The 25,862-nt window shown below is 40.2% G+C and carries 24 protein-coding genes and 1 other RNA gene; 12 read left to right on the forward strand and 13 right to left on the reverse strand.

Annotated elements, in window-relative coordinates; all coding sequences use genetic code 11:
• Nucleotides 1–2 precede the first annotated feature (2 nt).
• Complete coding sequence (locus EFB00_RS09965) at nucleotides 3–1,700, forward strand: DUF4091 domain-containing protein (protein WP_122646662.1); 1,698 nt, start codon at nucleotides 3–5, stop codon at nucleotides 1,698–1,700.
• Between the two features lie 265 nt (nucleotides 1,701–1,965).
• Nucleotides 1,966–4,518 carry an HAD-IC family P-type ATPase gene (locus tag EFB00_RS09970; RefSeq protein WP_122646663.1) on the forward strand — a complete coding sequence of 851 codons (2,553 nt, stop codon included), beginning with the start codon at nucleotides 1,966–1,968 and terminating at the stop codon, nucleotides 4,516–4,518.
• Nucleotides 4,519–4,527: 9 nt separating this feature from the next.
• Here the strand turns inward: EFB00_RS09970 and EFB00_RS09975 are convergent, their stop codons facing one another.
• The 4 genes from EFB00_RS09975 to EFB00_RS09990 form a co-directional block, all read right to left on the reverse strand.
• Nucleotides 4,528–5,976, reverse strand: coding sequence for a global transcriptional activator MafR (locus tag EFB00_RS09975; protein ID WP_122646664.1), 1,449 nt, complete (start codon nucleotides 5,974–5,976; stop codon nucleotides 4,528–4,530).
• A gap of 155 nt (nucleotides 5,977–6,131) precedes the next feature.
• Nucleotides 6,132–6,437: a hypothetical protein gene (locus EFB00_RS09980; RefSeq protein WP_122646665.1), complete on the reverse strand. Its 306-nt coding sequence runs from the start codon at nucleotides 6,435–6,437 to the stop codon at nucleotides 6,132–6,134.
• Nucleotides 6,438–6,657: 220 nt separating this feature from the next.
• Nucleotides 6,658–7,022: a transfer-messenger RNA gene (ssrA, locus tag EFB00_RS09985) on the reverse strand.
• Nucleotides 7,023–7,090: 68 nt separating this feature from the next.
• Entirely contained in the window at nucleotides 7,091–7,861 is a 771-nt protein-coding gene (locus EFB00_RS09990; protein WP_122646666.1) for a Cof-type HAD-IIB family hydrolase, read from the reverse strand.
• A gap of 129 nt (nucleotides 7,862–7,990) precedes the next feature.
• Here EFB00_RS09990 and EFB00_RS09995 point away from each other — a divergent pair, with 129 nt between their 5' ends.
• From EFB00_RS09995 to EFB00_RS10005, 3 genes are read left to right on the forward strand one after another with little or no spacing between them, the layout of a single operon-like run.
• Complete coding sequence (locus tag EFB00_RS09995; protein WP_122646667.1) at nucleotides 7,991–8,341, forward strand: SdpI family protein; 351 nt, start codon at nucleotides 7,991–7,993, stop codon at nucleotides 8,339–8,341.
• A complete protein-coding gene (locus tag EFB00_RS10000; RefSeq protein WP_122646668.1) occupies nucleotides 8,322–9,038 on the forward strand; it encodes a response regulator transcription factor in 717 nt (238 codons plus the stop codon). Before EFB00_RS09995 ends, EFB00_RS10000 begins: the two co-directional genes overlap by 20 nt.
• Nucleotides 9,038–10,498 (forward strand): sensor histidine kinase, encoded by a 1,461-nt coding sequence (locus tag EFB00_RS10005; RefSeq protein WP_122646669.1) that lies wholly within the window; start codon nucleotides 9,038–9,040, stop codon nucleotides 10,496–10,498. The genes EFB00_RS10000 and EFB00_RS10005 overlap by 1 nt, the downstream gene beginning before the upstream one ends.
• Nucleotides 10,499–10,549: 51 nt before the next feature.
• On the opposite strand, the gene EFB00_RS10010 is transcribed toward EFB00_RS10005, so the two are convergent.
• The 3 genes from EFB00_RS10010 to EFB00_RS10020 form a co-directional block, all read right to left on the reverse strand.
• Nucleotides 10,550–11,008 carry a hypothetical protein gene (locus tag EFB00_RS10010; protein ID WP_122646670.1) on the reverse strand — a complete coding sequence of 153 codons (459 nt, stop codon included), beginning with the start codon at nucleotides 11,006–11,008 and terminating at the stop codon, nucleotides 10,550–10,552.
• A complete protein-coding gene (locus tag EFB00_RS10015) occupies nucleotides 10,986–11,732 on the reverse strand; it encodes a hypothetical protein (protein WP_122646671.1) in 747 nt (248 codons plus the stop codon). The genes EFB00_RS10010 and EFB00_RS10015 overlap by 23 nt, the downstream gene beginning before the upstream one ends.
• A 125-nt stretch (nucleotides 11,733–11,857) precedes the next feature.
• Nucleotides 11,858–13,966 carry an LTA synthase family protein gene (locus EFB00_RS10020; protein ID WP_122646672.1) on the reverse strand — a complete coding sequence of 703 codons (2,109 nt, stop codon included), beginning with the start codon at nucleotides 13,964–13,966 and terminating at the stop codon, nucleotides 11,858–11,860.
• A gap of 282 nt (nucleotides 13,967–14,248) precedes the next feature.
• Here EFB00_RS10020 and EFB00_RS10025 point away from each other — a divergent pair, with 282 nt between their 5' ends.
• From EFB00_RS10025 to ybaK, 3 genes are read left to right on the forward strand one after another with little or no spacing between them, the layout of a single operon-like run.
• On the forward strand, nucleotides 14,249–15,427 hold the full coding sequence (locus EFB00_RS10025; protein ID WP_122646673.1) for a class I SAM-dependent rRNA methyltransferase: 1,179 nt from the start codon (nucleotides 14,249–14,251) through the stop codon (nucleotides 15,425–15,427).
• 21 nt (nucleotides 15,428–15,448) lie between these two features.
• Complete coding sequence (aroD, locus tag EFB00_RS10030; protein WP_122646674.1) at nucleotides 15,449–16,225, forward strand: type I 3-dehydroquinate dehydratase; 777 nt, start codon at nucleotides 15,449–15,451, stop codon at nucleotides 16,223–16,225.
• Nucleotides 16,218–16,715, forward strand: a complete 498-nt coding sequence (ybaK, locus tag EFB00_RS10035; RefSeq protein ID WP_122647085.1) for a Cys-tRNA(Pro) deacylase — start codon at nucleotides 16,218–16,220, stop codon at nucleotides 16,713–16,715. Before aroD ends, ybaK begins: the two co-directional genes overlap by 8 nt.
• 66 nt (nucleotides 16,716–16,781) lie before the next feature.
• Here ybaK and EFB00_RS10040 read toward each other — a convergent pair whose 3' ends face one another.
• Nucleotides 16,782–18,047 (reverse strand): BaiN/RdsA family NAD(P)/FAD-dependent oxidoreductase, encoded by a 1,266-nt coding sequence (locus EFB00_RS10040; protein ID WP_122646675.1) that lies wholly within the window; start codon nucleotides 18,045–18,047, stop codon nucleotides 16,782–16,784.
• A 149-nt stretch (nucleotides 18,048–18,196) separates the two neighbouring features.
• Between EFB00_RS10040 and gdhA the strand changes: the two genes are divergently transcribed.
• Nucleotides 18,197–19,546 carry an NADP-specific glutamate dehydrogenase gene (gene gdhA, locus EFB00_RS10045; protein ID WP_122646676.1) on the forward strand — a complete coding sequence of 450 codons (1,350 nt, stop codon included), beginning with the start codon at nucleotides 18,197–18,199 and terminating at the stop codon, nucleotides 19,544–19,546.
• Nucleotides 19,547–19,649: 103 nt separating this feature from the next.
• Nucleotides 19,650–20,996, forward strand: a complete 1,347-nt coding sequence (locus tag EFB00_RS10050; RefSeq protein WP_122646677.1) for a glucose-6-phosphate isomerase — start codon at nucleotides 19,650–19,652, stop codon at nucleotides 20,994–20,996.
• Nucleotides 20,997–21,108: 112 nt separating this feature from the next.
• Here the strand turns inward: EFB00_RS10050 and EFB00_RS10055 are convergent, their stop codons facing one another.
• The 4 genes from EFB00_RS10055 to EFB00_RS13455 form a co-directional block, all read right to left on the reverse strand.
• Nucleotides 21,109–21,456 carry a ribonuclease G gene (locus tag EFB00_RS10055; RefSeq protein ID WP_122646678.1) on the reverse strand — a complete coding sequence of 116 codons (348 nt, stop codon included), beginning with the start codon at nucleotides 21,454–21,456 and terminating at the stop codon, nucleotides 21,109–21,111.
• Between the two features lie 81 nt (nucleotides 21,457–21,537).
• Nucleotides 21,538–21,918: a PH domain-containing protein gene (locus tag EFB00_RS10060; protein ID WP_122646679.1), complete on the reverse strand. Its 381-nt coding sequence runs from the start codon at nucleotides 21,916–21,918 to the stop codon at nucleotides 21,538–21,540.
• 180 nt (nucleotides 21,919–22,098) lie between these two features.
• Nucleotides 22,099–22,758 (reverse strand): MIP/aquaporin family protein, encoded by a 660-nt coding sequence (locus EFB00_RS10065; protein ID WP_122646680.1) that lies wholly within the window; start codon nucleotides 22,756–22,758, stop codon nucleotides 22,099–22,101.
• A 171-nt stretch (nucleotides 22,759–22,929) separates the two neighbouring features.
• Nucleotides 22,930–23,073: a hypothetical protein gene (locus EFB00_RS13455; RefSeq protein ID WP_164709461.1), complete on the reverse strand. Its 144-nt coding sequence runs from the start codon at nucleotides 23,071–23,073 to the stop codon at nucleotides 22,930–22,932.
• 473 nt (nucleotides 23,074–23,546) lie between these two features.
• Here EFB00_RS13455 and EFB00_RS10070 point away from each other — a divergent pair, with 473 nt between their 5' ends.
• Both EFB00_RS10070 and EFB00_RS13740 read left to right on the forward strand, forming a co-directional pair.
• Entirely contained in the window at nucleotides 23,547–23,765 is a 219-nt protein-coding gene (locus EFB00_RS10070; RefSeq protein WP_122646681.1) for a hypothetical protein, read from the forward strand.
• 65 nt (nucleotides 23,766–23,830) lie between these two features.
• Nucleotides 23,831–23,956: a hypothetical protein gene (locus EFB00_RS13740; RefSeq protein ID WP_277424028.1), complete on the forward strand. Its 126-nt coding sequence runs from the start codon at nucleotides 23,831–23,833 to the stop codon at nucleotides 23,954–23,956.
• A gap of 64 nt (nucleotides 23,957–24,020) precedes the next feature.
• On the opposite strand, the gene EFB00_RS10075 is transcribed toward EFB00_RS13740, so the two are convergent.
• Nucleotides 24,021–25,817, reverse strand: coding sequence for a glycerophosphoryl diester phosphodiesterase membrane domain-containing protein (locus EFB00_RS10075; protein WP_122646682.1), 1,797 nt, complete (start codon nucleotides 25,815–25,817; stop codon nucleotides 24,021–24,023).
• Nucleotides 25,818–25,862 lie beyond the last annotated feature (45 nt).

Below are 25,862 nucleotides of genomic sequence, written 5' to 3' on the forward strand. Positions count from 1 at the left end.
CTATGAAGGTATATGTTGTACCTGAAAGCTATCGTCCCTCTACGAAAATGTTCCAAGCCGAACCAAATGAGGTTTCCACTTTTGCTTTTTACAAAAATAGTTGGGGCGCTTTTCAGCTGCTGCTTCATGACGGCAAGAAAAATCATTATAGTTTAGATGATGCTTTCTCCATTCCTGACGCGATCGAAATACCTATGTATCGTATTGCTATTGAAAGCAAACTGCCGGTGGAAGCACAATTTATTGATTATTACCTAGGAGGTCAAGACATCGGGTACGGAGATAAATTGTTGGAAGAAAAGGCAAAGACCTATACTGGCGATCGTTTTGCCCCAGTATATGTAAATATTCCTATCAGCCAGACTGTTGCTTCCGACAGTTATCCTGTGAAAATCAATATTTTTCGATCATTTATAAATCAAAAGGAACAGCTGATCTGCTCAAAAGACATTCTTTTTGAGGTGAAGGATTTTACTTTTGCAAATGAGATCACGAAAGAGTTTCATTTAGATATCTGGCAACAGCCGTCCAATCTGGCTCGTACTTATCATGTGCCAATGTGGAGTGACAGACATTTTGACTTGATCGCCGAAATGGCAGAGAAACTTGCAGCACTGGGACAAAAAGCGGTGACCGTGATTGCAGGAGAAATCCCTTGGAAGGGTTGGTTCAATTATATCGTAAAAGACTATCCGGCTAATCTGTACGAGTATTCTATGATCCAAGTAAAAAAAAGTGCCGGGACACTCACCTGTGATTTTCGCTATTTGGACCGTTATTTGGCAATCATGAAGTCAGCGGGCATTCATCAAGAGATCGATGTCTTTGGTTTATTGGGTGTGTGGCAACCGCCCTTTTTCCCGCAAGTCAAAGAATTGGAACATCCTGAAAAATTAGTGATTCGTTATTATGACGAGACAGAAGGTGTTTATAACTTCATCACAGACAAAAAAGAACTGAAAGATTACCTTGCTATTGTCTTTCAGCATTTTAAAGAATTAGGAATCTGGGAACAGGTCTACATTCTTTCTGATGAACCCAAGATCCATGAAGTCGAACAATTCAAACAAGCTTTGAAAATCTTAAAAGAAGTGGAACCAACCATCAAAGTGAAGGTGGCTTTTGATAAGGAGCCTGTTTTGCAACAACTTCTACCGGAAATCGACTACCCGGTCACTTCTTATTTTTGTACATGCAATAATATAGAAAAGCTGAACCAGACACATCCTGGTAAAACACAATATTACATTTGCAATTATCCAACAAAACCAAATACCTTTTTACACAGCCCGCTTTTGGAATCACGGGTGCAGGGGATCTTGGCATATCATTTTGGAACCAATGGATTATTGCGCTGGGCATTTAATTGTTGGCCGGAAAATATTCGGCAGGATGTTCGCTACAATGTCGCGGCTTTGCCGATCGGAGATCTTTGCTTAGTTTATCCGTCTTATTCAGGACACATCCTCTTGTCACTGCGCTATAAACAGCTTTTGAGAGGGATCGAAGATTTTTGGCTATTACACAAAGCAAGTTTGGAAAATGAAGAAAAAACAAAAGCTGTACTTGCGGAATTTTTAGGAAATCCAGATACGAAGGATTGGATGATCGACAGTCACCAAGCAAATCCTGACTATTTTCTGCAAACGGAAGAAGATTATCAGCAGCTTAGAGAACAACTTATTGGATTGATCCATTGAGAGAATAGTTTGTCGTTGATCTTTACTGGTGAACCTGTCAAAAATGTGTACATACATTTTGACAAGTGACCAGAGAAGATCAACGGCTTTTTTACAGCAGTTCAGCAGATACATATAGTCAGCTATTTCATATGTTAAAGGTCATATGGCTAGTTTATACCTCTCAACACACAATAATTTCAGTCTTCTATGCAATTATCGACCTTAGAAATCGTTATTTCTCCGTATACTTAAAGTAACGAAAGAATGATATGGGGGAATGACTATGAAATGGTATAAACAATCGATCGAAGATGTTTTAAATAGAACTGGTTCACAAATGACAGGTTTGACACAAGAAGAACGTCAAACCCGTTTAAAAGAGAATGGACCAAACAAAATGGAGGAAAAAGAGCAGGTTAAACTATGGCGTAAGATCGCCAAGCACTTTACGGATCTACTGATGATCGTGCTGATCTTGGCTTCTGTCTTGAAATTTGCGACCGGGGAAATAGCGGAAGGTGGGATCATTTTCTTAGTAGTGATCATCAACGGTTTTGTCGGATATTGGCAAGAGCGGAAGGCAGAAGAATCATTGGATGGTTTGAAGCAGATGATGGGTCAAGAAGCAACGGTTTTAAATGAAGGACAGATAATCAAATTAGCTTCCGAAGAACTCGTTCAAGGAGATATCGTGATTTTGAAAGCCGGGGATGTGATTCCAGCGGATTTGCGATTGATCGAAGTTTATGATTTGACCATCGAAGAATCGATCTTGACCGGTGAATCCGAAGCGGTAGAAAAGACAGCGGATGTGATCGCGCAAGAAGCATTGGCTGGAGATCAGTTGAACATGGCGTTTTCAGGAACCCTTGTCCAAACAGGTACGGCTCGCGGGATAGTTGTCGAAACAGGAGATGCCACAGAAATCGGAAAAATCAATCATGCCTTGCAGTCGATCCAAGGACAAACTACTCCGCTGGTTAAAAAAATGCATCAATTGAACAAGCAGATTCTTCGAGGGATTCTGGCACTGATCGTTTTCCTATTATTTTTCACAAGTTTCAGATATGGAATGGATTGGAATCTGTTGCTTTCTGCCAGTATCGCATTGATCGTTTCCATGATCCCGGAAGGCTTGCCGGCAGTCTTGACGATGATTCTTTCAATGGGTGTAAAGGAAATGGCTGACGAGAACGCGATCATCAAGGGCATGCCAGCAGTTGAAACATTAGGCTCCATGACGGTGATCTGTTCTGATAAAACCGGGACTCTTACAAAAAATGAAATGACTGTACAGGAAGTCATTTCAGAAGAACCGGCGATAGTAAAAGAGATCATGAATAATTGTCAGGAGTTAAAGACAAGCGATGATCAAAAGATCGAAGAGATCCACGGCAATCCCACAGAACTTGCACTGTTGAAGTATATCGCAGAAGAAGAACAGCAATTAAAACCAGTATTAGCAAAAATTCCTTTCAATTCCAGCTATAAATATATGGCGACAATGCACCCAGATGGCGAAAATCAAGTGATCTTCATCAAAGGTGCACCTGAAGTTTTATTGAAAAAATCCAACGTAACAAATGAAGAAAAGAAAAAATGGGAAAAGTACGGATTAGATTTAGCAAGTAAAGGCCAACGTATGCTGGGATTCGGCTATAAAAAAGTCTCCGCAACGGAATTGACACATGGGTCATTGGAAGGACTGACATTTGCTGGTCTGGCAGGTATCATCGATCCGCCGAAAGAAAGTGCCATTCGCGCCGTTGAACAGGCTCAGCAAGCAGGGATCTCCGTGAAGATGATCACCGGTGATCATAAAGTGACCGCCAAAGCGATCAGTGAACAGATCGGTTTGAAACACACATCAAAAATATTAGAAGGTACCGATATCGATGAGATGTCTGACGACGCATTGGCTGAGGCAGTCGGGCAAGTGGATGTCTTTGCTCGAACGACACCGGATCATAAACTAAGAATCGTTACCGCATTGCAGAAAAAAGAAGAAATCGTGGGAATGACCGGTGACGGCGTGAATGATGCGCCAGCCTTGAAACAGGCGGATATCGGCATCGCGATGGGGATCAAAGGCAGCGAAGTCAGCAAACAAGCCGCGGATATGGTGTTAGCGGACGATAATTTTTACACGATCGTCAAAGCCGTGAAAGAAGGACGCAGGATCTTTGATAATCTGCAAAAAACCATCAACTTCTTTTTACCTACCGCATTGGCGCAGGGGTTGATCGTGATCTTAGCATTGCTGGTCAATCGTCCGTTGCCATTGACACCGATCCAGATTTTGTGGGTCAACATGGTGACTACCATCACGTTGTCTTATGCGTTAGGATTTGAAAAAGCAAGCCGTGATACCATGAAGCGTCCACCAAGAGACACGAAAATGGGGATCTTATCAGGTTACAGTTTCTTTAGGATCGTGTACGTTTCCTTGTTGATCATGATCCCGTCATACTTCTTGTCGATGCAGTTTGAAGGTGCCGCTCTTCAACAGACGATCCTTTTACAGGGGATCGTTTTAGGGCAAGCAGTCTACATGATCAACTGCCGCGAGATGTTCGATCGGGCCATCAATCGACGCTTCTTTGAAAACAAATTCTTGTTCCTTTCACTAGGCATCCTTTTCGTCTTGCAGATGGGGGCGATCTACTTGCCAGTAGGACAACAGCTGATTAGAACAACAGCACTTACTCTGGAGCAACAAATATTAACATTAGGAAATGCTTTGCTATTGTTTTTGGTAGTTGAAATCGAAAAGAAGATCAGCAAAGAAATTTTCCAACGTAAAGAAAAAAAGGTCAGCCATTACCAAAATGACTAACCGTTTTGCTTATAGATAAGAATGAGAAGTGAACTCGGTCAATTGATCGAGTTCATTTTTTGTAGGGATGCTGGAAATATACGCTACTGGAAGCGGCGGCGAATTCAAAGGAATATTAGAAATGATCAAATCACCAGCTTGAAGCGTTTCTGATTGCAGTTGAGAAACCTCAAGAGGAATGAGCTTGATCCGTTTCCCTAGAAGGTCCGCTAATTCCTGCTGCAGAAATGTTTTCCAAGCAGGTTCACTTTGAAAAATAAAAAAGACGGTTTTCTTATAAGGACGAATCGTAAAAATCGCCTGTTGACTCAATAAGGAAAATAGATTGACAAAATAATCCATATCACCAACTGTGGAAAATTGCGGCAGACTTGAAAAAAGTTCTCTGCCTTTTTCAGTTAAAATAGTGTATTCTTCATTTTTTTTCAGCAGTAGTTCTTGGTATTCCAGTTGAAACTGTTTCGACAATGCAGGAGACTCTGCGTATTTCAGCAACAACAGCAGAAGATTCGTCGCGAGATTTGTCTGTAACAATAGTTGCAATCCCATTTCTTTGGCGATGTCTTCCACAGTTTGTTGTGCTTTTTCTTGCAGCAGCGGATAGTCTTCATTCAGTACAGTGCTGACTTTTTTTCCGAGAGGATGATTGTAGTTCCAGCTTTCTAAAAAGCAGAAAAAAGCAAAAAAGATCTCTTTATCTTTCAGATATACGCCTTCTTTTTCATATAGTTCCTGCAAAAGCGGGGCATAGAGAGAAAAAAGCGGATCCTCTGCGTCAAAATTGAAATCATCGATAGAACAGCCGGCTTTGATCCGAATGGTGTTGATAAAAAACCAGCAGATCCCAAAAATCTGTTCCGTATCCACTGATAAGTCTGTGGTGATTTTTTTGGTCAAAAAGTATAAATAGTGTTCCTCGTGTATCGAGTAATCCTCAAAAAAATAATTGTTATGAGTGAAAGGCAGTAATAGCCGATGAAAGAAGATCCGAATAGCACTCTCAGCGCCAACAAGTGAAGCTTGTGTAGTAGTCAAGCGGATCTTGATATGAAAAGGCTGCAACTGACGATTGATTTTTGTTCGGTGACGTTTGAGAGTTTCATAAGAGATACCCGTTTCTTCAAGAAAACGCGGCACATTTATCTCCTTGGCAAAAAATAATTTTTTGACCAACTGCAAACTGGCAGAATGAGGCAAGAAGGATTTCCAAATATCATTCGTCAATGAATTTTCCTGTAAATTTAAACGGATACCGTTTTTATCAGAATCTAAAGTCCAATACTCCGGCAGATAACCCCGAATCAGCTGCAGATCGGAAAAAACGGTGCGTTCTGTGGTGCCGATATTTTTTGCCAGCTCTTTAGCGGTTAGTTGTGAGTGATTGAGAAGCTGTTCCAAAAGCAAAATCTGACGATGGATGTCTTTTTCAGTAATGATTTTTTTCAGCATCGAGTACATACAGAAACCCTCCTTCCAATTAAGCATACGAAGAAAAAGAGGGAGGGTCAAGGGGAAGGTGGAGTATTGAATTAAAGAATTACGAAGTACTGAGATAGTTCTATGGAGCAGAACAAAAGTGTCTATTTTTAGAATACGTACTTATCTAATAATAGTTATTCTACTATGTCTGTGTAATATATGATTTCTTTGCTTAATGCTTTTGCATAAGCAATCTCACTTTCAGTGGTAGTTCCAATATAATTTCCAACATTTACTACCAAAATAGCATCAGAAATTTTGATTTTTTCTTTATGCATCTTACCAAGCATATCCTTTTCCGCTTCTGAATAAGCATGAAGATCAGATTTTGTTGGATAAGTAATGCCTAACATACAATTTCCTTGCAATGTCATTTTTTCGGTAATCTGCATTATTTCTTCTGTAAACTTCAAACTGCCGCATACCGTGATTATTTTCATCTGATAGTTCCTCTCGTTTTTTACTTGAAAAGAAGTTTTTTAATACAAAAATTGATTTTTCATTTTCTTACATAAAACAGTCATTTATCGCTTTTGATCGTTTCATAGCGTAATATCATTGAGTCTATCCTTCAGAGACAGCTAAACTGATATATTGAAAAATGATATAATAAAAAACTTGCCAACCCATTGATTTATCAACGGTTGGCAAGTTTACATTCTATGGAGCTGGCGGGAGTCGAACCCGCGTCCAAACACATCGCTACCTAAAAATCTACGCTCATAGTCGGTTCTATTGAAGTTTCGCTTTGTAAACTGCCGAACGACAGGCGATTTACATTGCTAGTCTGATGATCTCTTCTAAAACTTACAGACGGAAAGTTTTAGCGTATCCCACTTAGAATAGGACCCTGACCCGAGCACATGGGCGATGCCGGGAGGATCTACGCTAACTGTTTTTAGGCAGCTAAAGCGTAAGAGTTTTCGTTTTTAGCAGTTATATTTAACTGTAACGTTTTAACGTAGCCGTAACCTACGAAGCGCAATTCAGGCTCGAACTATGCCTGTCGAATCCGTAACAGCCCCCTAATTAGGGAGTCTTACAGAAAAGAGTATAACATAATTTGGACATTTTTTAAAGCGGCAAGTTTTGCTTATAACAAGTCAAAATGCTGCAAGGCATGGACGATGCCGCCATCGGTATTTTTCTTGGTAACAAAATCAGCGATCTCTTTTAAAGCAGGCACACCATTTTCCATCGCGATTTTGATGTCACAAGCTTCTAATAACGCCAGATCGTTTGGTCCGTCGCCGAAGCCGTATGTCGGGATATCAGGCAAGCCCATTTTTTCTTTTAAGATTTTTACTGCATTCCCTTTAGAAACCGTCTTTTTGACTGTATCTATGGAGTAAGGGGTGTTGCGATAAAAATTCAAGTCAGGAAATCGTTCTTCATAATACCCGTCATTATTTTTGCCTAAGACCAGCAGCATATTTATGGAATTATTTTCAAATGCTAGGGGTTCGATTGGCGGGATCGTGCTGTGGATAAAATTATAGGCGTTGATCAGCTCATCATTGTAGCCGGTACACCAGATATTGCTTTCATTATAGTAGGAAAGTTGATCCCCTTTTTCCAAGACAGCTTCGTATACTGCACGGCAGGTTTCTGTTGTGAATAGTTCGGAATGGATCGGTTCGCCGTTTACACGAATAAATGACCCGTTCATTACGATGTTCGATTCGATATTTGCGGCTTCCATGATATGTTTTATTTCGGTTTCTGTACGTCCTGTTGCGATGATCGGCAAGACACCGTTGTTTTTCAATTGCCGCATCGCTTCAGCGACTTCAGGTGTTACTTGTGATTTAGCATCTAATAAGGTGCCGTCTAGATCAAAAAATGTCAATGCACGATAATTCATAGTGATCCTCCTCGTTTTTTTTATCATAACAAATATTGAAAAAACAAGGAAGTATTTTAAAGAAAACGTGAAGTTGATGGGCACGACAGCTTTTTTCGAGTATACTAGAAAAAGAAAAGGAGTGTCGATATGATCTTTTTAGTTATTGGCATCGGCTTTACGCTGATCGGTCTGCTTTTTAGTATTTTTCCAGCAAAATATGATAATTTAGTCTATGGCTATCGTTCTTATTTGTCAAAAATGAACGAATTAAATTGGCGTTATGCGCAACGAATCAGCGGAATGTATTTTTTGCTTTTTGGTTTATTGATGGCTGTGATCGGCTTAGTATTGAAACTGACCGGCAACACGAACTTTTTCATTATTGAAATGATACTGATCCCATTTCCGATCGTTGTATCGTTCGGGTTGATAGAAGAAAGATTAAAGGCTTTTGATAGAAAAAACAGAGGTGAAGAAAATGAATATCTTGATGATTGAAGATAATGAGTCTGTGTCTGAAATGATGCAGATGTTTTTCTTGAATGAAGGTTGGGACGCTACCTTCAAATATGACGGTAAAGAAGGATTGGACGCGTTTTTGAGCGATCCTAATTCTTGGGATATGATCACGCTTGATTTGAACCTGCCGGGAATGGATGGAATGGCTGTTGCTCGGGAGATCCGCAAGGTTTCTGATACGGTGCCGATCATTATGTTGACGGCTCGTGATTCTGAAAGCGATCAAGTGATCGGTTTAGAAATGGGAGCAGATGACTATGTCACGAAGCCGTTTAGTCCGCTGACATTGATCGCGCGTATGAAGGCACTGCATCGCCGCAGCGAATTAGCAGAAAAAACGGTCGTCTCTGACAGTGATGAAAATACCTTCGATATCCAAACAGACCACTTCAAAATGAACACTAAGACACGAGAAGCTTATTTGGACGGGAAAACCATTGAGGGATTGACCCCGAAAGAATTCGATCTATTGTACACATTGGCGAAAAAACCCCGCCAAGTATTTTCAAGAGAACAACTATTGGAATTAGTGTGGGATTATCAATATTTCGGCGATGAACGGACAGTCGATGCTCACATCAAAAAACTGCGTCAGAAAATTGAGAAAGTCGGTCCGCAAGTCATTCAAACCGTGTGGGGCGTAGGGTATAAATTTGATGATTCAGGTGTTGCTTAATGCGATACCTTTACCAACAGTTAATGGCTTTTTGGGCAGTGATCGCGGTGATTTTGCTGACCGTGGGGATCTCATTTACCCAAATGACAAAACAAACGATCGAAGAAAACAACTATAAGCAGTTGTTCGGCTATGCGGAATCTGTTGAAAAGACGACACAGATCTTTAATGAATTCACGGATGCTACGGAAAAAATCCAGCGTTCGTTGATGGCCACTGAGCAGATCTTGAATCAGCAAGAAGTCAATTTTGTCTTTATCAATCGACAAGAGCAGGTATTGTACCCGCAGACGACAAAAGCAGGATTGAATTTTACGATTTCAGCGGACCAGTGGCAGGCACTAAAAAACGGCGAACGTCAGCAAGTAACATCGCCTACCAATGTGTTTGGTGAAAATGAAGCGACATCGTATGCGATGGTACCTTTTAATCTGGGAAATCAGTTCTACGGGGCGCTGGTGGTCACGCAGCCAGCCAAAAACATTCAAGATAGCGTTCAATCTATGACAGTAAATCTATTCAAAGGATTTATCATTTCCAGTATCTTTGCTTTGATTATCAGTTACTTCTACGCCAGTTTCCAAGTACGGCGGATCAACCGTATGAAAAAGGCAACGAAGGAAGTCGCAAATGGGAATTTCGATATTCAACTGCCTGTCCATAACAAAGATGAATTTGATGAATTGGCAGATGACTTCAATAAAATGACTGTTTCGTTGAAGGAATCGAATGAAGAGATCCAACGTCAAGAAGAGCGGCGCAAGCAATTTATGGCGGATGCTTCTCATGAGATGAGAACGCCTTTGACTACTATCAATGGACTTTTGGAAGGTTTACAATATCACGCGATTCCTGAGAACCAGAAGGAAAATGCTGTTCGATTGATGAAAAATGAAACAGAGCGTTTGATCCGTTTGATCAATGAAAATTTGGATTACGAAAAAATCCGTACCAATCAAATCTCTATTATTGTGAAAAAATTTGATGCAACCGAGACACTGCAGACATTACTGACCCAATTGCAAAGCAAAGCAGAAGCAGCCCATGACCGCTTGTTCTTGGATACAAAAGAGCCGGTGTTTGTTTATGCGGATTATGATCGGTTTGTTCAAATCATGGTCAACATCATTCAAAACGCGATCCAGTTCACGGAAGATGGCGAGATCCATGTGAACATACGCAAAGGGTATCTTGAGACCATCATTGAGATCAGTGATACCGGGATCGGTATGACGGAAGAACAATTGAAGAATATCTGGGATCGCTATTATAAAGTCGATCCTTCCCGTAAAAATAAAAAATTCGGTGAATCTGGACTAGGATTGCCTATCGTTCAACAACTGGTCCGTCTTCATAAAGGAAAGATCGATGTAAAAAGTGAGCTGGGGAAAGGAACAACTTTCAGCATCGCGTTTCCTGATGTAGAGATCACTGATGAATCAACAAATGAACAAAAATAAAAAATCGATGCCTGGCGACTATTTATCAAAACAGCTGCAGGCATCGATTTTTTAGATTGCTTTTCCATCTAATTTAGTAAGTGCTGGATCACTGGTATATATAGAAATACTTAGTTGTTCTTGTTGTGTGATCTGTTTGCAAAGAGCTAAGAATGCTTGCGTCTCAGTAACGGAAAAAGAGGCGCACACATCATCAAAAGCGATCTTCTTTTTGTGCAGAAGCAGTTCATGGAGAAACTGCAGCTTGACTGTTTCAAAGGGAGTAAGCTCTTCGTTTTTTTTCATGAAGGCTGTTTTTACATCAAATTGTTGATATAACGAGTCAAGGTATGCTGGATCAAAATGCTTTTTCTGTACACCTAAGAAAAGATTTTCTTTAGGAGAAAGATAAGGGATCGCTTGCCATTGAGTGGAGATCAGCTCCATTTTAGCGTCCGCACGAGTCTTCATAATAGCTGGGATAAACAACAGTGAACATTCGCGGGATTTATTCAAATGAGTGTCGATCATTATTTTTCCTCCTTTTATAAAAGTAAAGACTGAACAACGGCAGTAACAAACTATTGATAACTAGAAGATTCAAAAATGAAAGAAAGGCTCCTTGGATCAAAATCAAAGACCAGCTTCTTGTTGGCAGTTGGATGGAGTTGAATAACGCCGCACCGTTTGCCGGCAGTTTGATCAGCCATCTAGAGCGGTCAGCTGTATTTACCGCAAGTTGCAGATGGTCCATCCCAAAAAAGCTGATGACTTTTTGATGGATCGAAAGGATAACGGTTTGAAGAAAAGGCTGTAGTATCAAGAAAAGCAAAATAGTAAAAGCCAGCAGCAGCAAAGCCGGTAATAAAAATTCCAACCAGATTTGCAGAAACCATTGTTTCGTGATCCCCGAATTTCTGAAAATCAGAAAGTCTTGTCTTTTCTTTAGAAAATGCCAAAGAAAAAAAGCTGTGAAGAGCAACAGTAATCCGCTAGCGATCATGATCAGTACAAGATAAAAGCAATCGACTTTATTTATGTAGGCTTGCAGTTCATTTGAAAACAAACTGGTCTGACCATTACTTTGTTCTGATGAAAATAATTGAATGACCTGCTGATAAAAGAGAGCAAATGAATGTTTCAGACACCATAAAAAGCTGATCACTAAGGAAAAGACAAGTGATACCAACCAATAGGGTCTGATAGTTTGTTTATGGTACCGCAAACTGGCAAAAGCGAATCTCAACGCGTTCATTCTACTCACCTCGATTTTAAGTTAAGTATAGAAGAAGACTTTGAAAAAAATATGAATAAGTTTGTCAGAAAAAAAGAAAGACCGAGATCAATTGAATGATCTCGGTCTTAAAGTTAAGGAGAAATTTATTCACCTTTTTTTTCGTATTCTTGATAGGAATGTGTCTTATACATATCGACAGTTGATTTGTTGCCATTCAGTGAATAAGCACTTGTGGATTTGTCGCCTAGAGATTTTTCGATCTCAGTCAATCGACTTAGCGAATCCTTATAATCATAGTCGCTAGGATCTACCGGCTGTAACCCGCTGTTTGAATAGAATCGCAGCAAATCGCCGTTATTGATTTGATCAGATGTTCCTAATTGTTGCGCAACTTCATCTTTCCATTTATCGACTTGTTTTTTCAATGCTTCAGATGGTTCTGTGACAGGCTCGCCAGTCGCATTATCATATAATGTACTGTTGTAGAATGTATATTGCGGAGTCACGAAATCACCGTCTCGGAAAGCGACCAGTTGTTGATGTTGTTTAGAGAACATATCTTGTCCCAACTGGATATAATTTTTCGTATCGACACCCAGCAAGTGAAGCAATGTTGGTAATGCGTCCACTTGACCGCCGTAGGTATGATTGATACCGCCGTTTTCTTGGCCAGGGATATGGATCATGTAAGGGACACGTTGCATTTGGGCATTGTCGTAATCTGTCCAAGTGTCTTTGGTTTTTCCAACTAACTCTGCTAAGTTTCTGTTGCGAGAGTTAGAAACACCATAGTGGTCGCCGTAAAGCACGATCACAGAGTTTTCATAAAGACCGCTTGCTTTCAAGTAATTGAAAAATTCTTCGACAGCGCGATCCAAATAGTTAGCAGTTGCGAAGTAACCATTGATGGTTTCATCGGAAGTATTCGCCATTGGGAACCCAGCTTCGTCGTTTGTGAACTTCGAATAAGGATAGTGGTTAGAAACGGCGATGAATTTAGTATAAAACGGTTGTTGCAAACGTTCCAAGTATTGAACAGATTGTTGGAAGAACGGTTTATCATGCAAGCCATATTGGAAAGAGTTGTCAGCGTTGACGTCATAGTAGCTTGCATCGAAAAAGTTTTGATAACCTAATCGTTTGTACGTTTCATTACGGTTCCAGAAGTTGCCGGCATTTCCATGGAAGACAGCACTTGTATAACCGGCTTTTTGATCAAGGATCGCAGGAGCTGCTTCAAAAGTATTTTTACCGCCTAGTTGAGTAAACAGAGCACCTTGGTTCAATCCGAAGAGTGAGTTTTCCAACAACGTTTCCGCATCACTGGTCTTACCAGCTTTTACTTGGTGGAAAAAGTTGTCAAAGCTGAATGTGCTCTTGCTATGGTAAATACTGTTGATGAAAGGCATTACTTCATGTTCCACGCCATTTTCATCTTTTAATTTGTAATCGATCAAAAATTGTTGAGTACTTTCTAAATGGATATAGATAACATTCTTGCCTTTAGCGATGCCAAAGTAATTGCTGTTTGGTTCCGCGTAGTGTTCTTTGACGTAGTTTTCTACATTTTTCATATCGTTAGGACTTGCTTGGGCTCGGACTTGAGAAGCTTCGTAAGTCTGTACACCGTCATAAACGGTAAACGCGTTGATCCCTAGATATTTTACTAAATAGTCGCGGGAGAAAGTCCGTGTCAATAATTCTGGACGATCAGCTTCCGCAAGAAACAGATTTCCTGAGAAGATCATGACAGCTAGCGTAGAGATCGCAAAAGCCATGCGTGCGCGGACTGGTCGTTGTTCCATTTTTATTTTCTTAAAACCTAACAAACCGATCAGAACGATAAAATCAACGAAGTACAAAAAGTCATAGGGACGGAACAAACGCAATGCGCTTTCTCCAAGACCGGATGCTACTTTTCCTGCGCCCAGCATCGTATTGATGGTGATAAAGTCTGTAAATTCTCGATAATAAACCACGTTTGAGAACAACAGTAAGGTCATCAAAAAGTAGATGATCATCATCGTGATGTAGGATGCCTTCGTACGTCTCACGTATAGTGCGATCGATAGTAAGAAGATGGTTGTCGCAATTGGATTGATAAACAAGATAAAGTACTGGATAGGGCTCTCGATCCCTAAATTAAAGTCTATCATGTATGCGAAGATATTTTTTAGCCAAAGTAAAACGGCTAATAATGAAAAGAAGCCCAATCTCGAATTTAAGAATTCGGGTGTTTTAATCTTTTTCAATGGATTTTCCTTCCTTTTCTGAAAATAACTAGTATAGATGTAAGTCATTTTCAATTTTTCTACTATTACATTTCTTTTACATTTTACATAATACAACAAAAGAGTGTCAATTGAAAAAGCTAAGAAGCCCATTAATTAAATAATTCTTTACTTTCATTGAGGAGCTGAAAAAACATAAATTAAGCAGCTATGTACGTTTTTTACTCTCAACCAGTCAAAGACAAACAATCGGATTTTTGCTATACTTAGCCTTGATAAGACAAAGCAGGAGAAGATGACTCGATGAAAATAAAAGTAACAGATCAAGCCAAGAAAAAAATACGCGGAGGATATCCTCTCGTTCAACAAGAAGACCTGCTTCAAGAAAAATATTCTGATTCCTACGATCAATGGGTAGATTTTGTCGATCCCCAAGGTACCTTTTTAGCAAAGGGATATTTAGGCAAACAAAACAAAGGTATCGGCTGGATCGTTCGTTGGGAAGATCGTCCCATCGATAGTGATTTTTTTGTTCAGCTTTTTCAAGATGCGAAAGACAAGCGCTCTTTTTTTGAGCATGAAGAAGGTACGACAGCTTATCGGCTTTTTAATGGCGAAGGTGACGGCTTAGGCGGGATCACGATCGATCGCTACGATGCTTATGCGGTGTTTTCTTGGTACAATCAGACTCTTTACCGAAAACAAGAACAGCTGATCGCGGCATTTTCACGTGTTTTCCCTGAAATCAAAGGAATCTATGAGAAAATCCGCTTCGATGATCCCGAATTACCGGAAAGCCGCTTTGTCACTGGCGAAAAAGCACCGGAACCGTTGATGATCCAAGAAAATTTTGTTCGCTATGCAACCTATCTTGACGAAGGACTGATGACAGGGATCTTTTTGGATCAAAAAGAAGTGCGAGGAAAACTAGTGGATGGTCTAGCGACTGGGAAAAAAGTATTGAACATGTTCAGTTATACCGGCGCGTTTTCTGTAGCGGCAGCCTTGGGGGGCGCGATCCATACTACCAGTGTGGACTTGGCGAAACGCAGTCTTGCGAAAACCCAAGAACAATTTGCAGCAAACGGCATCGATCCGGCGACACAAGCGATCCATGTGATGGATGTGTTCAGCTATTTCAAATACGCCCGCAAAAAAGAATTGACTTTTGATCTGATCGTTTTAGATCCGCCGAGTTTTGCCCGCAATAAAAAGAAAGTCTTCAACGTTTCAAAAAATTACGGGGAACTAGTTGAAGACAGCTTGACGATCTTAGAAGATGACGGTATCTTGATCGCTTCCACGAATGCGGCCAATCTGTCTGCTAAAAAATTCAAGCAAATGATCGAAAAGGTATTAAATGAAAAAGCCGCGGGTTATCAACTGATCGACAGTTATCGTTTGCCTGCTGATTTTGCGGTGAACAAAGGATTCCCGGAAGGAAATTATTTGAAAGTATTCTTTTATAAGATAAAGAAATAGGCAGTGACTGGGGGAGCAATGATGGATTTAACGATTAAAAATGTGGTTTTTGACGAAGAACGTCCAAAAATCTGTGTACCGCTGACAGAAGCAACAGAAGAAGCGCTGCTCTTACAAGCAGAACAGGCGGAACAATCAGTCGCTGAGATCGTAGAATGGCGGGTGGATTTGTTCCAAGACGTTGAAGACACGGAGGCAGTTCTTGATGTACTTGCCAAACTGCGCAGTGTATTGAAGGAGAAATTGCTGCTTTTTACGTTTCGTTCGAAAGAAGAAGGCGGCGATCGTGAGTTTTCTTTAAAGAAGTACCAAACACTCTATGAAACTGCCGCAGCCAGCGGTCAGGCAGATCTGATCGACATCGAGCTTGCTCGAGCGGAGTTTTTAGGAAGACACTTTGTTCAGCAGATCAAAGATCAAAACCTCGCAGTTATCATGAGCAGCCACGATTTTGACAAGACACCTTCAGATGGCGCGTTAGTCATGAAGATTCGCATGATGGCACAATTTGGCGCAGACATCGGTAAAATCGCTGTGATGCCGCAAACGATTCAAGATGTATTGCGGCTGATGGGTTTATCCGTAAGAGTTCAAGCATTTGATACGTTACCGCTGGCATTGATCTCGATGGGAGAGCTGGGAAAAATCACCCGAGTCAGCGGCAGTCTGATCAAATCAGTTTTGACCTTTGGCGCGTTAGACAAAGGATCTGCACCGGGACAATTACCGGTGGAACAATTAGCGGAGATCTTAAAATGGCTGAATATCGAAAAAAGTGGAAGTGAAACAATTGGCTAAGAAAAAACTACCGAAAACCAATGCGATCCGTTTAGTCGAACAAAAACGGATCCCTTATAATGAGTATACTTATGAGTGGTCTGAAGATCATCTAGGTGCACAAACAGTTGCCCAACAACTGGGAGAAGATGAGAACCAAGTCTTTAAAACATTGGTGGCAGTGGGAAACAAAACCGGTGTGATCGTAGCGGTGATCCCTGGCAATCAATCGCTGGATCTGAAAAAATTAGCAAAAATCAGCGGGAATAAAAAAGTTGAGATGTTGCCGCTAAAAGAGTTGGAAACCACTACCGGTTATATTCGCGGCGGCTGTTCACCGATTGGGATGAAAAAATTATTTCCTACCTATATTCATGAATCCGCGCAAAGTTTCCCAACTATCATTGTTTCAGCAGGACAGAGAGGGTTGCAGCTGGAACTTGCAGCAGATGCTATGGCAGAACTAATCAGAGGAAAATTTGCCGACATCACTGAACAATTATCGAAATAAAAAGATCTGAACAACGGATCTCCTTCGCAACATGTGCGGAGGGGTCCAGCGTTCAGATCTTTTTTATCAGTAATGAAAATAAGAAGCGACTTCTGCCGCATGGGTCCCAGCGACATGTCCTGTACAAAAGCCGGCTGTAATATTGAAGCCGCCGGTATAACCGTTGATATCCAGCAATTCGCCGCCAAAAAACAGTCCATTGATTATTTTGCTTTCCATCGTTTTAGGAGAGACTTCCGTCAACTGGATCCCACCGCCGGTAACAAACGATTTCTCTAAAGGAAAAGTTTTCGTGATGGTAATAGGAAAGTGCTTGAAAAGTTTTGCCAAACGTTCCAGCTGTTCATCTGTCGCTTTTTCAGCAACTATTTGTTCCAACTCCGCTTGTTCCAGATAAAATTGCAAAAGACGATCCGGTAAAAAAGATTGCAAAGCGTTCTTCAGATTTTTCTTGGAACCTGCCGTTTGATCCTGCATCTCCGCTACCAATTGAGGTAGGGTCTTGTCAGGAAAACAATCCAACACCGCAGTGACGGTTTCTTGTTTTTCCAACAAACGATTAACAAAATAAGAACAGCGCAATGCCGCAGGTCCTGAAAGACCAAAGTGAGTAAACAGCAGATCCATCGTATGGGAAACGACGGCCTTGTTCTTTTCATCTACGATCGACAGCTCGACATCTTGTAAAGAGATCCCTTGCAATGTTTTTTCTTTAATAAAAGAATCTTCAGAAACAAGCGGGGATTCAGTCGCAAAAAGCGGTGTGATGGTATGTCCGACTCTTTTCACTAAACGATACCCATCGCCTGTCGCCCCTGTGGAAGGGTATGTTCGTCCGCCGGTAGTCAACACGACACAATGACTCTGAAAGTCTTCTATCTCTGTCCGCACACCAGTGATTGATTCCTCATCATGGAGCAGTTTTTTTACCACCGTATTCGTGAGCAGGGTCACATTCAACTCTTGAAGTTTATTTGCCAACGCGTCAACGATCGTTTTTGATTTATCCGTCACAGGAAACATCCGTCCGTGGTCTTCTTCTTTTAAGTGGACACCGTTGCTTTCAAAAAACTCCATGATATCCAGATTGTTCCATTGAGAAAAGGTACTGTATAAAAATTTTCCATTGCCCGGGATATGGGAGATCAGATCATCCACATCACGATTATTTGTGACATTGCAACGACCGCCACCAGTCAACAAAAGCTTGCGTCCTAATTTTTTATTTTTTTCGATCAATAATATCTCGGCACCAGCTTCGGCTGCGGCAATCGCCGCCATCATACCGCTGGGACCGGCACCAACGACGATCACGTCGAAGTTTTTTTTCATCATGCTCACCTCTTGAAAAGTGTATCATGTATGGGCAGTGCTTGAAAGAGTTTCATAGATTTGAAAAAAAATTCAGAAAATTTTAACTTAATAAGTAGAAGTTAGAAAATTTTTTGGTACAATGGGTAATAATCAAGGAGGATGATACAATGTCTGATGCAAAAAGTTATGTAAAAAAAATTCAAGAACAACTACACGAAAAAGATCCTAATCAAAAAGAATTTTTACAAGCAATCGATGAATTTTTACCAACGATGGTGCCGTTTTTAGAAAAGCACCCAGAATTTGAAGAAGCGAATCTTTTGGCTCTTGTTTCAGAACCTGAACGTTTGATCCAATTCCGTGTTCCTTGGCAAGATGACAAAGGAAACTGGCAAGTCAATCGCGGCTATCGGATCCAATTCAATTCCGCGTTAGGACCTTACAAAGGCGGCTTACGGTTCCATCCAAGTGTAAACTTGAGTATTTTGAAATTCTTGGCGTTTGAACAAATTTTCAAAAACAGTTTGACTGGTCTGCCGATCGGCGGCGGTAAAGGCGGCAGCGACTTTGATCCAAAAGGAAAATCAGATAGCGAGATTATGCGTTTTTGCCAAAGTTTCATGACAGAATTAGCTCGTCACATCGGTCCAGATCTTGATGTGCCAGCCGGAGATATCGGTGTCGGCGGTCGCGAAATCGGTTATCTATACGGCACATACAAACGTTTGAAACAATATGATGCAGGAGTTCTAACCGGAAAACCATTAGGATTCTGGGGAAGCAAAGTTCGTACAGAAGCTACCGGTTACGGTGCTGTTTATTTCGTTAAACATTTGCTGAACGATCTGAAAGATGATTTCAATGGAAAGAAAGTAATCGTCTCCGGAAGCGGAAATGTAGCTATCTATGCAGTAGAAAAATTGCAAGAATTAGGCGCTAACGTAGTAACTGTTTCTGATTCCAACGGTTTTATTTATGATGAAACAGGCATCGATGTTTCCTTATTAAAAGAAATCAAAGAAGTGAAACGCCAACGCTTGACTGCTTACGCAGAACAAAAAGAATCTGCACAATATTTTGCAGGACAATCTGTCTGGGATTTCGACACATCAGCTGATTTGGCATTCCCATGTGCGACTCAAAATGAGATCGATCTGGAACAAGCGAAATTGTTAGTGAAAAATGGTGTCAAGGTCGTTTCAGAAGGCGCAAATATGCCAAGCACATTAGAAGCTGCAGAATATTTCATTGAAAATGGCGTCCTATACTGTCCAGGGAAAGCCGCAAATGCTGGCGGTGTTACTGTTTCTGCTTTGGAAATGAGCCAAAATTCTCAACGCCTGCAATGGGAAAGCGAAGAAGTCGATCAAAAATTAGACGACATCATGAAAAATATTTACGAAGCTTGCCGAGATACAGCCAAAGAATACGGAGAAGAAAACAACTTCGTTTTAGGTGCGAATATTGCCGGCTTTGAAAAAGTTGCGAAAGCGATGTTGGCTCAAGGATTGGTCTAATGAAAAACGTGTGAATTTGCACGACTTTACTTGAAAAATTTTCATAAAAAACGTAAAGTAGTAGAGTAATGTATTGAAAAACTTTTCAAGGAGGACAATATAGATGTCACATATCAAATTTGACTACTCTAAAGTAGCACCATTTGTTCGCGATCATGAATTGGACTACATGCAAACACAAGTGACTGCAGCAGACAAAGCATTGCGGGAAGGAACAGGCCCAGGAAATGACTTTACTGGATGGATCGACCTGCCAAAAGACTATGACAAAGAAGAATTTGCCCGCATTAAAAAAGCGGCTGAAAAAATCCAATCAGATTCAGAAGTATTAGTTGTTATCGGGATCGGCGGTTCTTACCTAGGTGCCCGCGCAGCTATCGAATTTTTGAATCACACATTCTTCAACTTGTTGGATAAAGGCCAACGCAAAGCACCTCAAGTGTTCTTTGCCGGAAACTCAATCTCTTCTACTTATTTAGCTGATCTGATCGAAGTGATCGGTGACCGTGACTTCTCAGTCAACGTGATCTCTAAATCTGGTACAACTACTGAACCAGCGATCGCATTCCGTGTCTTCAAAGAATTATTGATCAAGAAATACGGAAAAGAAGAAGCAAACAAACGGATCTACGCAACAACAGATAAAGAAAAAGGTGCCGTAAAAGTCGAAGCTGACGCTGAAGGCTGGGAAACATTCGTGATTCCTGATGATGTTGGCGGACGTTTCACTGTATTGACACCAGTTGGTTTATTACCAATCGCTGTCAGCGGCGCGGATATCGACGCATTGATGCAAGGTGCTGCTGATGCCCGTGAAGCTTATTCAAATCCTGATTTGAAAGAAAATGAAGCATACCAATACGCTGCTTTGCGCAACATTTTGCACCGTAAAGGCAAAGCTATCGAAATCTTAGTCAACTATGAACCAGGAATGCAATACTTCTCTGAATGGTGGAAACAATTATACGGCGAATCAGAAGGAAAAGACCAAAAAGGAATCTATCCTTCAAGCGCGAACTTCTCAACTGACTTGCACTCTGTCGGACAAACTATCCAAGACGGTTCCCGCAATGTCTTTGAAACAGTTGTGAAAGTCGAAAACGCTCGTAAAGCAGTTGCGATCCCAGTTCAAGATGAAGATCTGGACGGTTTAGGCTACTTGGAAGGCAAAGATATTGATTTCGTCAATACAAAAGCTTTCGAAGGAACATTATTAGCTCATACCGACGGAAACGTACCAAACCTATTAGTAAAAATCCCAACAATGGATGCTTACACATTAGGACATTTGGTATACTTCTTTGAAATCGCAGTAGGTATCTCAGGTTACTTGAATGGCGTAAATCCATTTGACCAACCTGGTGTAGAAGCTTACAAGAAAAACATGTTCGCACTTCTAGGCAAACCAGGCTTTGAAGATCTTGCGAAAGAATTGAACGAACGTCTATAATTCAACATTTCTAAGATCAAAAATTCTTGTGGTACCAAACCTGCTTAATTGGTGGCACTACATGAGCCTAAATAGACAAAAAGACGACCTGATTCAGGTCGTCTTTTTGTAATTAAAAATATAATGGTCCTAATTCACTGGTGATATTTCTGAAAATAGCTATTAATACGAAAATATAGAGGATCAGAACCGCTATACCGATAATAAATCCGATCAAACCAGCGCGATCCCAAGTCTTTTGAACGGCAAGAAAGGTATCTACATCTTGATAGTCGCCTTTTTTCCACGCCCATTCATTTCCCTTGAAGCCGCACACGAAGACCCAAACAAGATTGAACAAGGGGATCAAACACAATAAGGGCAAATAGGTCTTGTTTCCAAAACCCCAAGTGATATTGAACATAAACGCGTCCCAGTTCCATTTTTTGATTTCCCAAGGGATATCTCTGATTTCTTCCATTTAAACCAATCCTTCACATTTTTTTTACTCAAAAATCATTATGCTGATCCGCCCGTCCATCTGTTAAATAAGCAAGCTGATTTATTTCAACACAGCGATTGCGAGAGCTTTTTGGACATCATTGATATGTTTATCTTTTCTGAATTGCAATGCTTCGGCCGGCTCGACAGCGCTGGAGATCCAAATTTTCAACTCGGCATCTAAATCAAAATGACCAGAAGTTTCTACATTGAAACGGGAGATGCTTTTGTAAGGATATGATTTATACGAAGTTTTTTTGGCAGTCATGCCTTGTTTGTCAACAATGATCAGCCGATAATCGGTAAACACGATCAAATCTCGAATCAGCTTGAATGCCAAATCAACATTTTCTCCCGGCATCAATACGGGTTCCAGTTCTCTTTGCACGCCTGATTGATTTACTTCTGAAGCATTGCCTAGTAATCCGCTAAATAAGCCCATCGATTTTCCTCCTGAATACGTATTTTTCTGCAAAAAAGTCTTTAGCTAATAATAGAACAATTACCAGCTAAAGACAAAAGTTTTTTTGCAAATAACGATAAATAAAAAAACATCCAAATGAAAGGATTATCAGGATGCAGATCCTTGGTACCGACCACTTAGATGTTTTTTTAATAACTATTATTCTTCGCTTCCCATGAAACGGCCAGCAAACGCTGCGAGGATCGCTCCAATGATTGGACCAACAACATAGACCCAATAGTGGGAAAGTGCTGTACCGCCAGCAAAAAGCGCTGGGCCAAAGCTGCGGGCTGGATTCAATGATCCGCCTGTCAGGTTCAACGCTGTAATGATCAAAACGCTGAGAGTCAGTCCGATCGCTAGTGGTGCCATCGTTGCATTGCCGAATTTTTTGCTTGTGACCATCAAAATGACGAAAATAAACAAGAAGGTGATCACTGCTTCGATAGTAAGTGCCAATCCAGCACCGACTGTTGTAAAATCAGTTTGTCCGAAGCTTTCTTTTGGAAGTTTGTTTCCTTGGATCAAGACTGATAAAAAGGCCGAAGCGACTGTTGCACCGATGAATTGGAATAAAATATAAAAAAGACCGTCTTTGATCGGCAGGCGATCATTGATCACCATCGCGATAGTAACAGCTGGATTAAAGTGACCTCCAGAAATCTTACCGACTGCATAAGCCATCAGTGTCACCGTCAATCCGAAAGCTAACCCGATGGTCAATGGATCGACTTGAGCAAGAACGACTGTTCCAGTACCGATAAAAACCAGCATGAAGGTTCCAATAAACTCACTGAGATATTGTCGTAAAAAAGTCATATATATCATCTCCTTTCTTAACTACAGTATAGTAGGTTATTAAAAATGGGTAAAGGAATTCGTTTTTTAGAAGACACAAAAAAAGGTCGTCTGTTAGTAGGATTTACTACAGACGACCTTATTGATTATCCGAATTTTCACATGTCATTCAAAGGATTCCCTTCTTATTGATTATCTGTGGAGATTACGAATAGCTTCTTCGATTGTTACGCCGTAAGCGATGTTGCTGTCATCCAACACATCAATGGCCATGAATCGGTTTGAAGCTGTATCAAAAGCAATTCGGTATTCGATATTTGTTTTTGTAAATGTCAAATTGATTTCCTCCTTTATTGTTTTATAGTAAGTTCTATTTATCACTTACTTAATCAGCATACCACTATTTTCAAAAAGTGCCAAAACATTCGTTCGCTATTTAAGAAAATATAAGAAAATCGGAATTATTTTATTAGTTAGACCAATAATTTGAAAGAATACAGGTAAGGGAACATAACAAATAGTTAAAAAACAAGTTTTATTCAAACATTTAAAATTTTTTAGCAGATAACTTGGATTTTTTTCAGAAAATAAGCGAAAATAATCCTGAAATAATAAGAAAACAAATAATATAAAGGTTAAAAAGCTATAAGAAAAGACGGAAATGAAATTTTAATAAAAAACGTATATTTAGATAAGGAATATTGTCAAATTAGTAAAAAAATTTGAAAAAATATTAATAATAGCGTTTTCAAAACTATTTTTTTCTGTTATTATATAGCTGAGCTAAATAATAACTGGAGGTGAGAGGAATGGATAGGATAGAAATCGGAAAAACTTATCTATGCAAACCTATTGGGATCAAAAGTGAAGTGATCGGGTTTGTCGAACATACATATACCAATACAGTTTTGATCACCGTGGAAAGCTGTCAATCAGAGGATCGCCCGAAAGTGATCGAGTGTCAAAATCGTATGCTGGTAAAATACGAAGATGTCTTCGAAGAAATGAACATAGCACAAGCGGTGTAGATTAGTTGGGTGAATCGTCTTTTTTCGTTATAATGAATGTAACAAAAAAAGATGAGGTGAAGAAGATGGCAAAGAAACGCACAACAGGAACCAATCAAGGAAGATTGGGTGTCTTTTTAGCAATCGTCTCAGCGATCCCAGCAGTTTTATCTATAATCAAAGCTATTCGTGAATCTCGAGAATCTCGCTGATTGAATAATTTATGAAAAAATCCCTGCAAACAGAAACGTATAGATTCTGCTTGCGGGGATTTTTTTATCCGAAGCCGATGACGAAGTTCAGCAGTTTATCTGAGTAGGTCATTGGTTTTTTGGCATCTTTGATCGCTTGATCAAGGTAATCCATACGATCTGTGATGATGCCGTCAACACCGTAGAAAATCATCCGACTCATACTTTCTTCGCTGTTAGGCGTCCAAACCATGACTTTTTTACCGTCTGCTTTTGCGGATTCGATAAAATTATGGTTGATAGTACTGTATTCCATCGTCAGAAAGTCAGCTTTCGTGATAGGAGAACCAACCAGATTGAAAGGTAAGATATAGCCGGTCTCGATAGCGGGTTCTTTCGTTTTGATCATTTCCACCACCGGATAAGACAAACTTTGGACCATGTGATGCTCTTCTAAGACGACATCACCATATTTTTTTAGGAAAAGGTCTACTAAACGCTGCGGATCTTTATCTTGGGTTTTGAGTTCGATCAATAATTTTTGATCCAATTCTTTCGCTTTTGCTAAATACGCATCGAAACTGGTCAAGTGATCTTCTTGATCATTTTCATTCAATGTCAATTCCAATAATTCTTTTAGAGTCAGATTGCCTGGTATTTCATTGAGGCCAGCCAATGTTTTCAAATTAAAGTCATGGATCACTACAAATTGATCATCTTTTGTCAGCTGGATGTCCATTTCCACATAGTCTGGATGATACTTGCTGGTCCTTTCCAATGCACTCAATGTATTTTGGACACCGTTGCGGTTGCTTACACCTCGATGAGACATCGTTAACGGGATCGTTGTCGTCGTCTTCGTAAGATAATCAGTGTTGTAGATCGCCACACCTATGCCAAATAAAACAGCACTCAGCAATAAAAAAGTATTGAAATTTCTTCTGGAACCTGTGGGTGCGTTCTCTTGCGGGAACCAATCCGGGATCTCCGGTAAAAAGCCTTCGTCATCCATGAAATCGACAATGATATAAAAGATCCCCACTGTTGAAAATACGATATTCAGCAGCAAGAAAAACTGTAAGAGAGTCATTGCAAAAACTGCACTAATAAATGCGTAATCAGAAAAATGGATTTCGATCAATGCCTGCAACACCAATACGATCACAAAACCGATCGTGGTAACGGCCAATGCACTTAGTCCAATAATGATAAATTGTCCGATGATTGCAAAAAAGCGTCGTTTCGTCGAATGAAGACTTTCTTTAATCGCTTCTTTAAAAGGCCGATCCCGCAAAATCATTTCCGGTAAAGCAAAAATCACTCGGATCCCGATATAAATCAAGATCAAATAACCTAGTAAAAAGCCGCTAACTACCCATAGCCGATTTGTGAATATAAAATCCTGTATAAAAGCAGGGATCTTGATCTTTGCCAACAAATCAGAATTGAAACTCAATCCGCCAAAAGGCACGATCAAAAAGAAATAAAATAGAAAGAATAAAAAGACACTTGGACGGAGCTTCCTGATCTGTAAAAAAGTCATCCGTAAAAGCTGACGCAGTGAGACAGGTTGTTTTTTCTTGATAAAATAGACGCTCAGAAGCAAAAAAGTAAATTCGAAAAAAACTACCAGCAGAATGATCAGCAAGATCATGATCAATGAGAAAGCTACCGCTGGATGTTCCAGAAAAATACTGCCTAAATTATCATAAGAGAGATAACTGATGTTTCCTTGTTTTAATATAAATTTTGTTGAGCTGCTTAATATCGGGATCACCATCAGCAGTATGACCCCGTGCATGACGAGTACGTCACGAAAATAATCTCGCGTAGAAGAGAGAAAATCCCAAGCATTCATCAAACTGTTTTTCAAATAGTTCATTTTCATCACCTACCGTTATTGTAAACTACTATCCATAAATAAAAA

Source organism: Enterococcus mediterraneensis (genome assembly GCF_900604485.1).
GTDB classification, from domain to species: Bacteria; Bacillota; Bacilli; order Lactobacillales; family Enterococcaceae; genus Enterococcus_C; species Enterococcus_C mediterraneensis.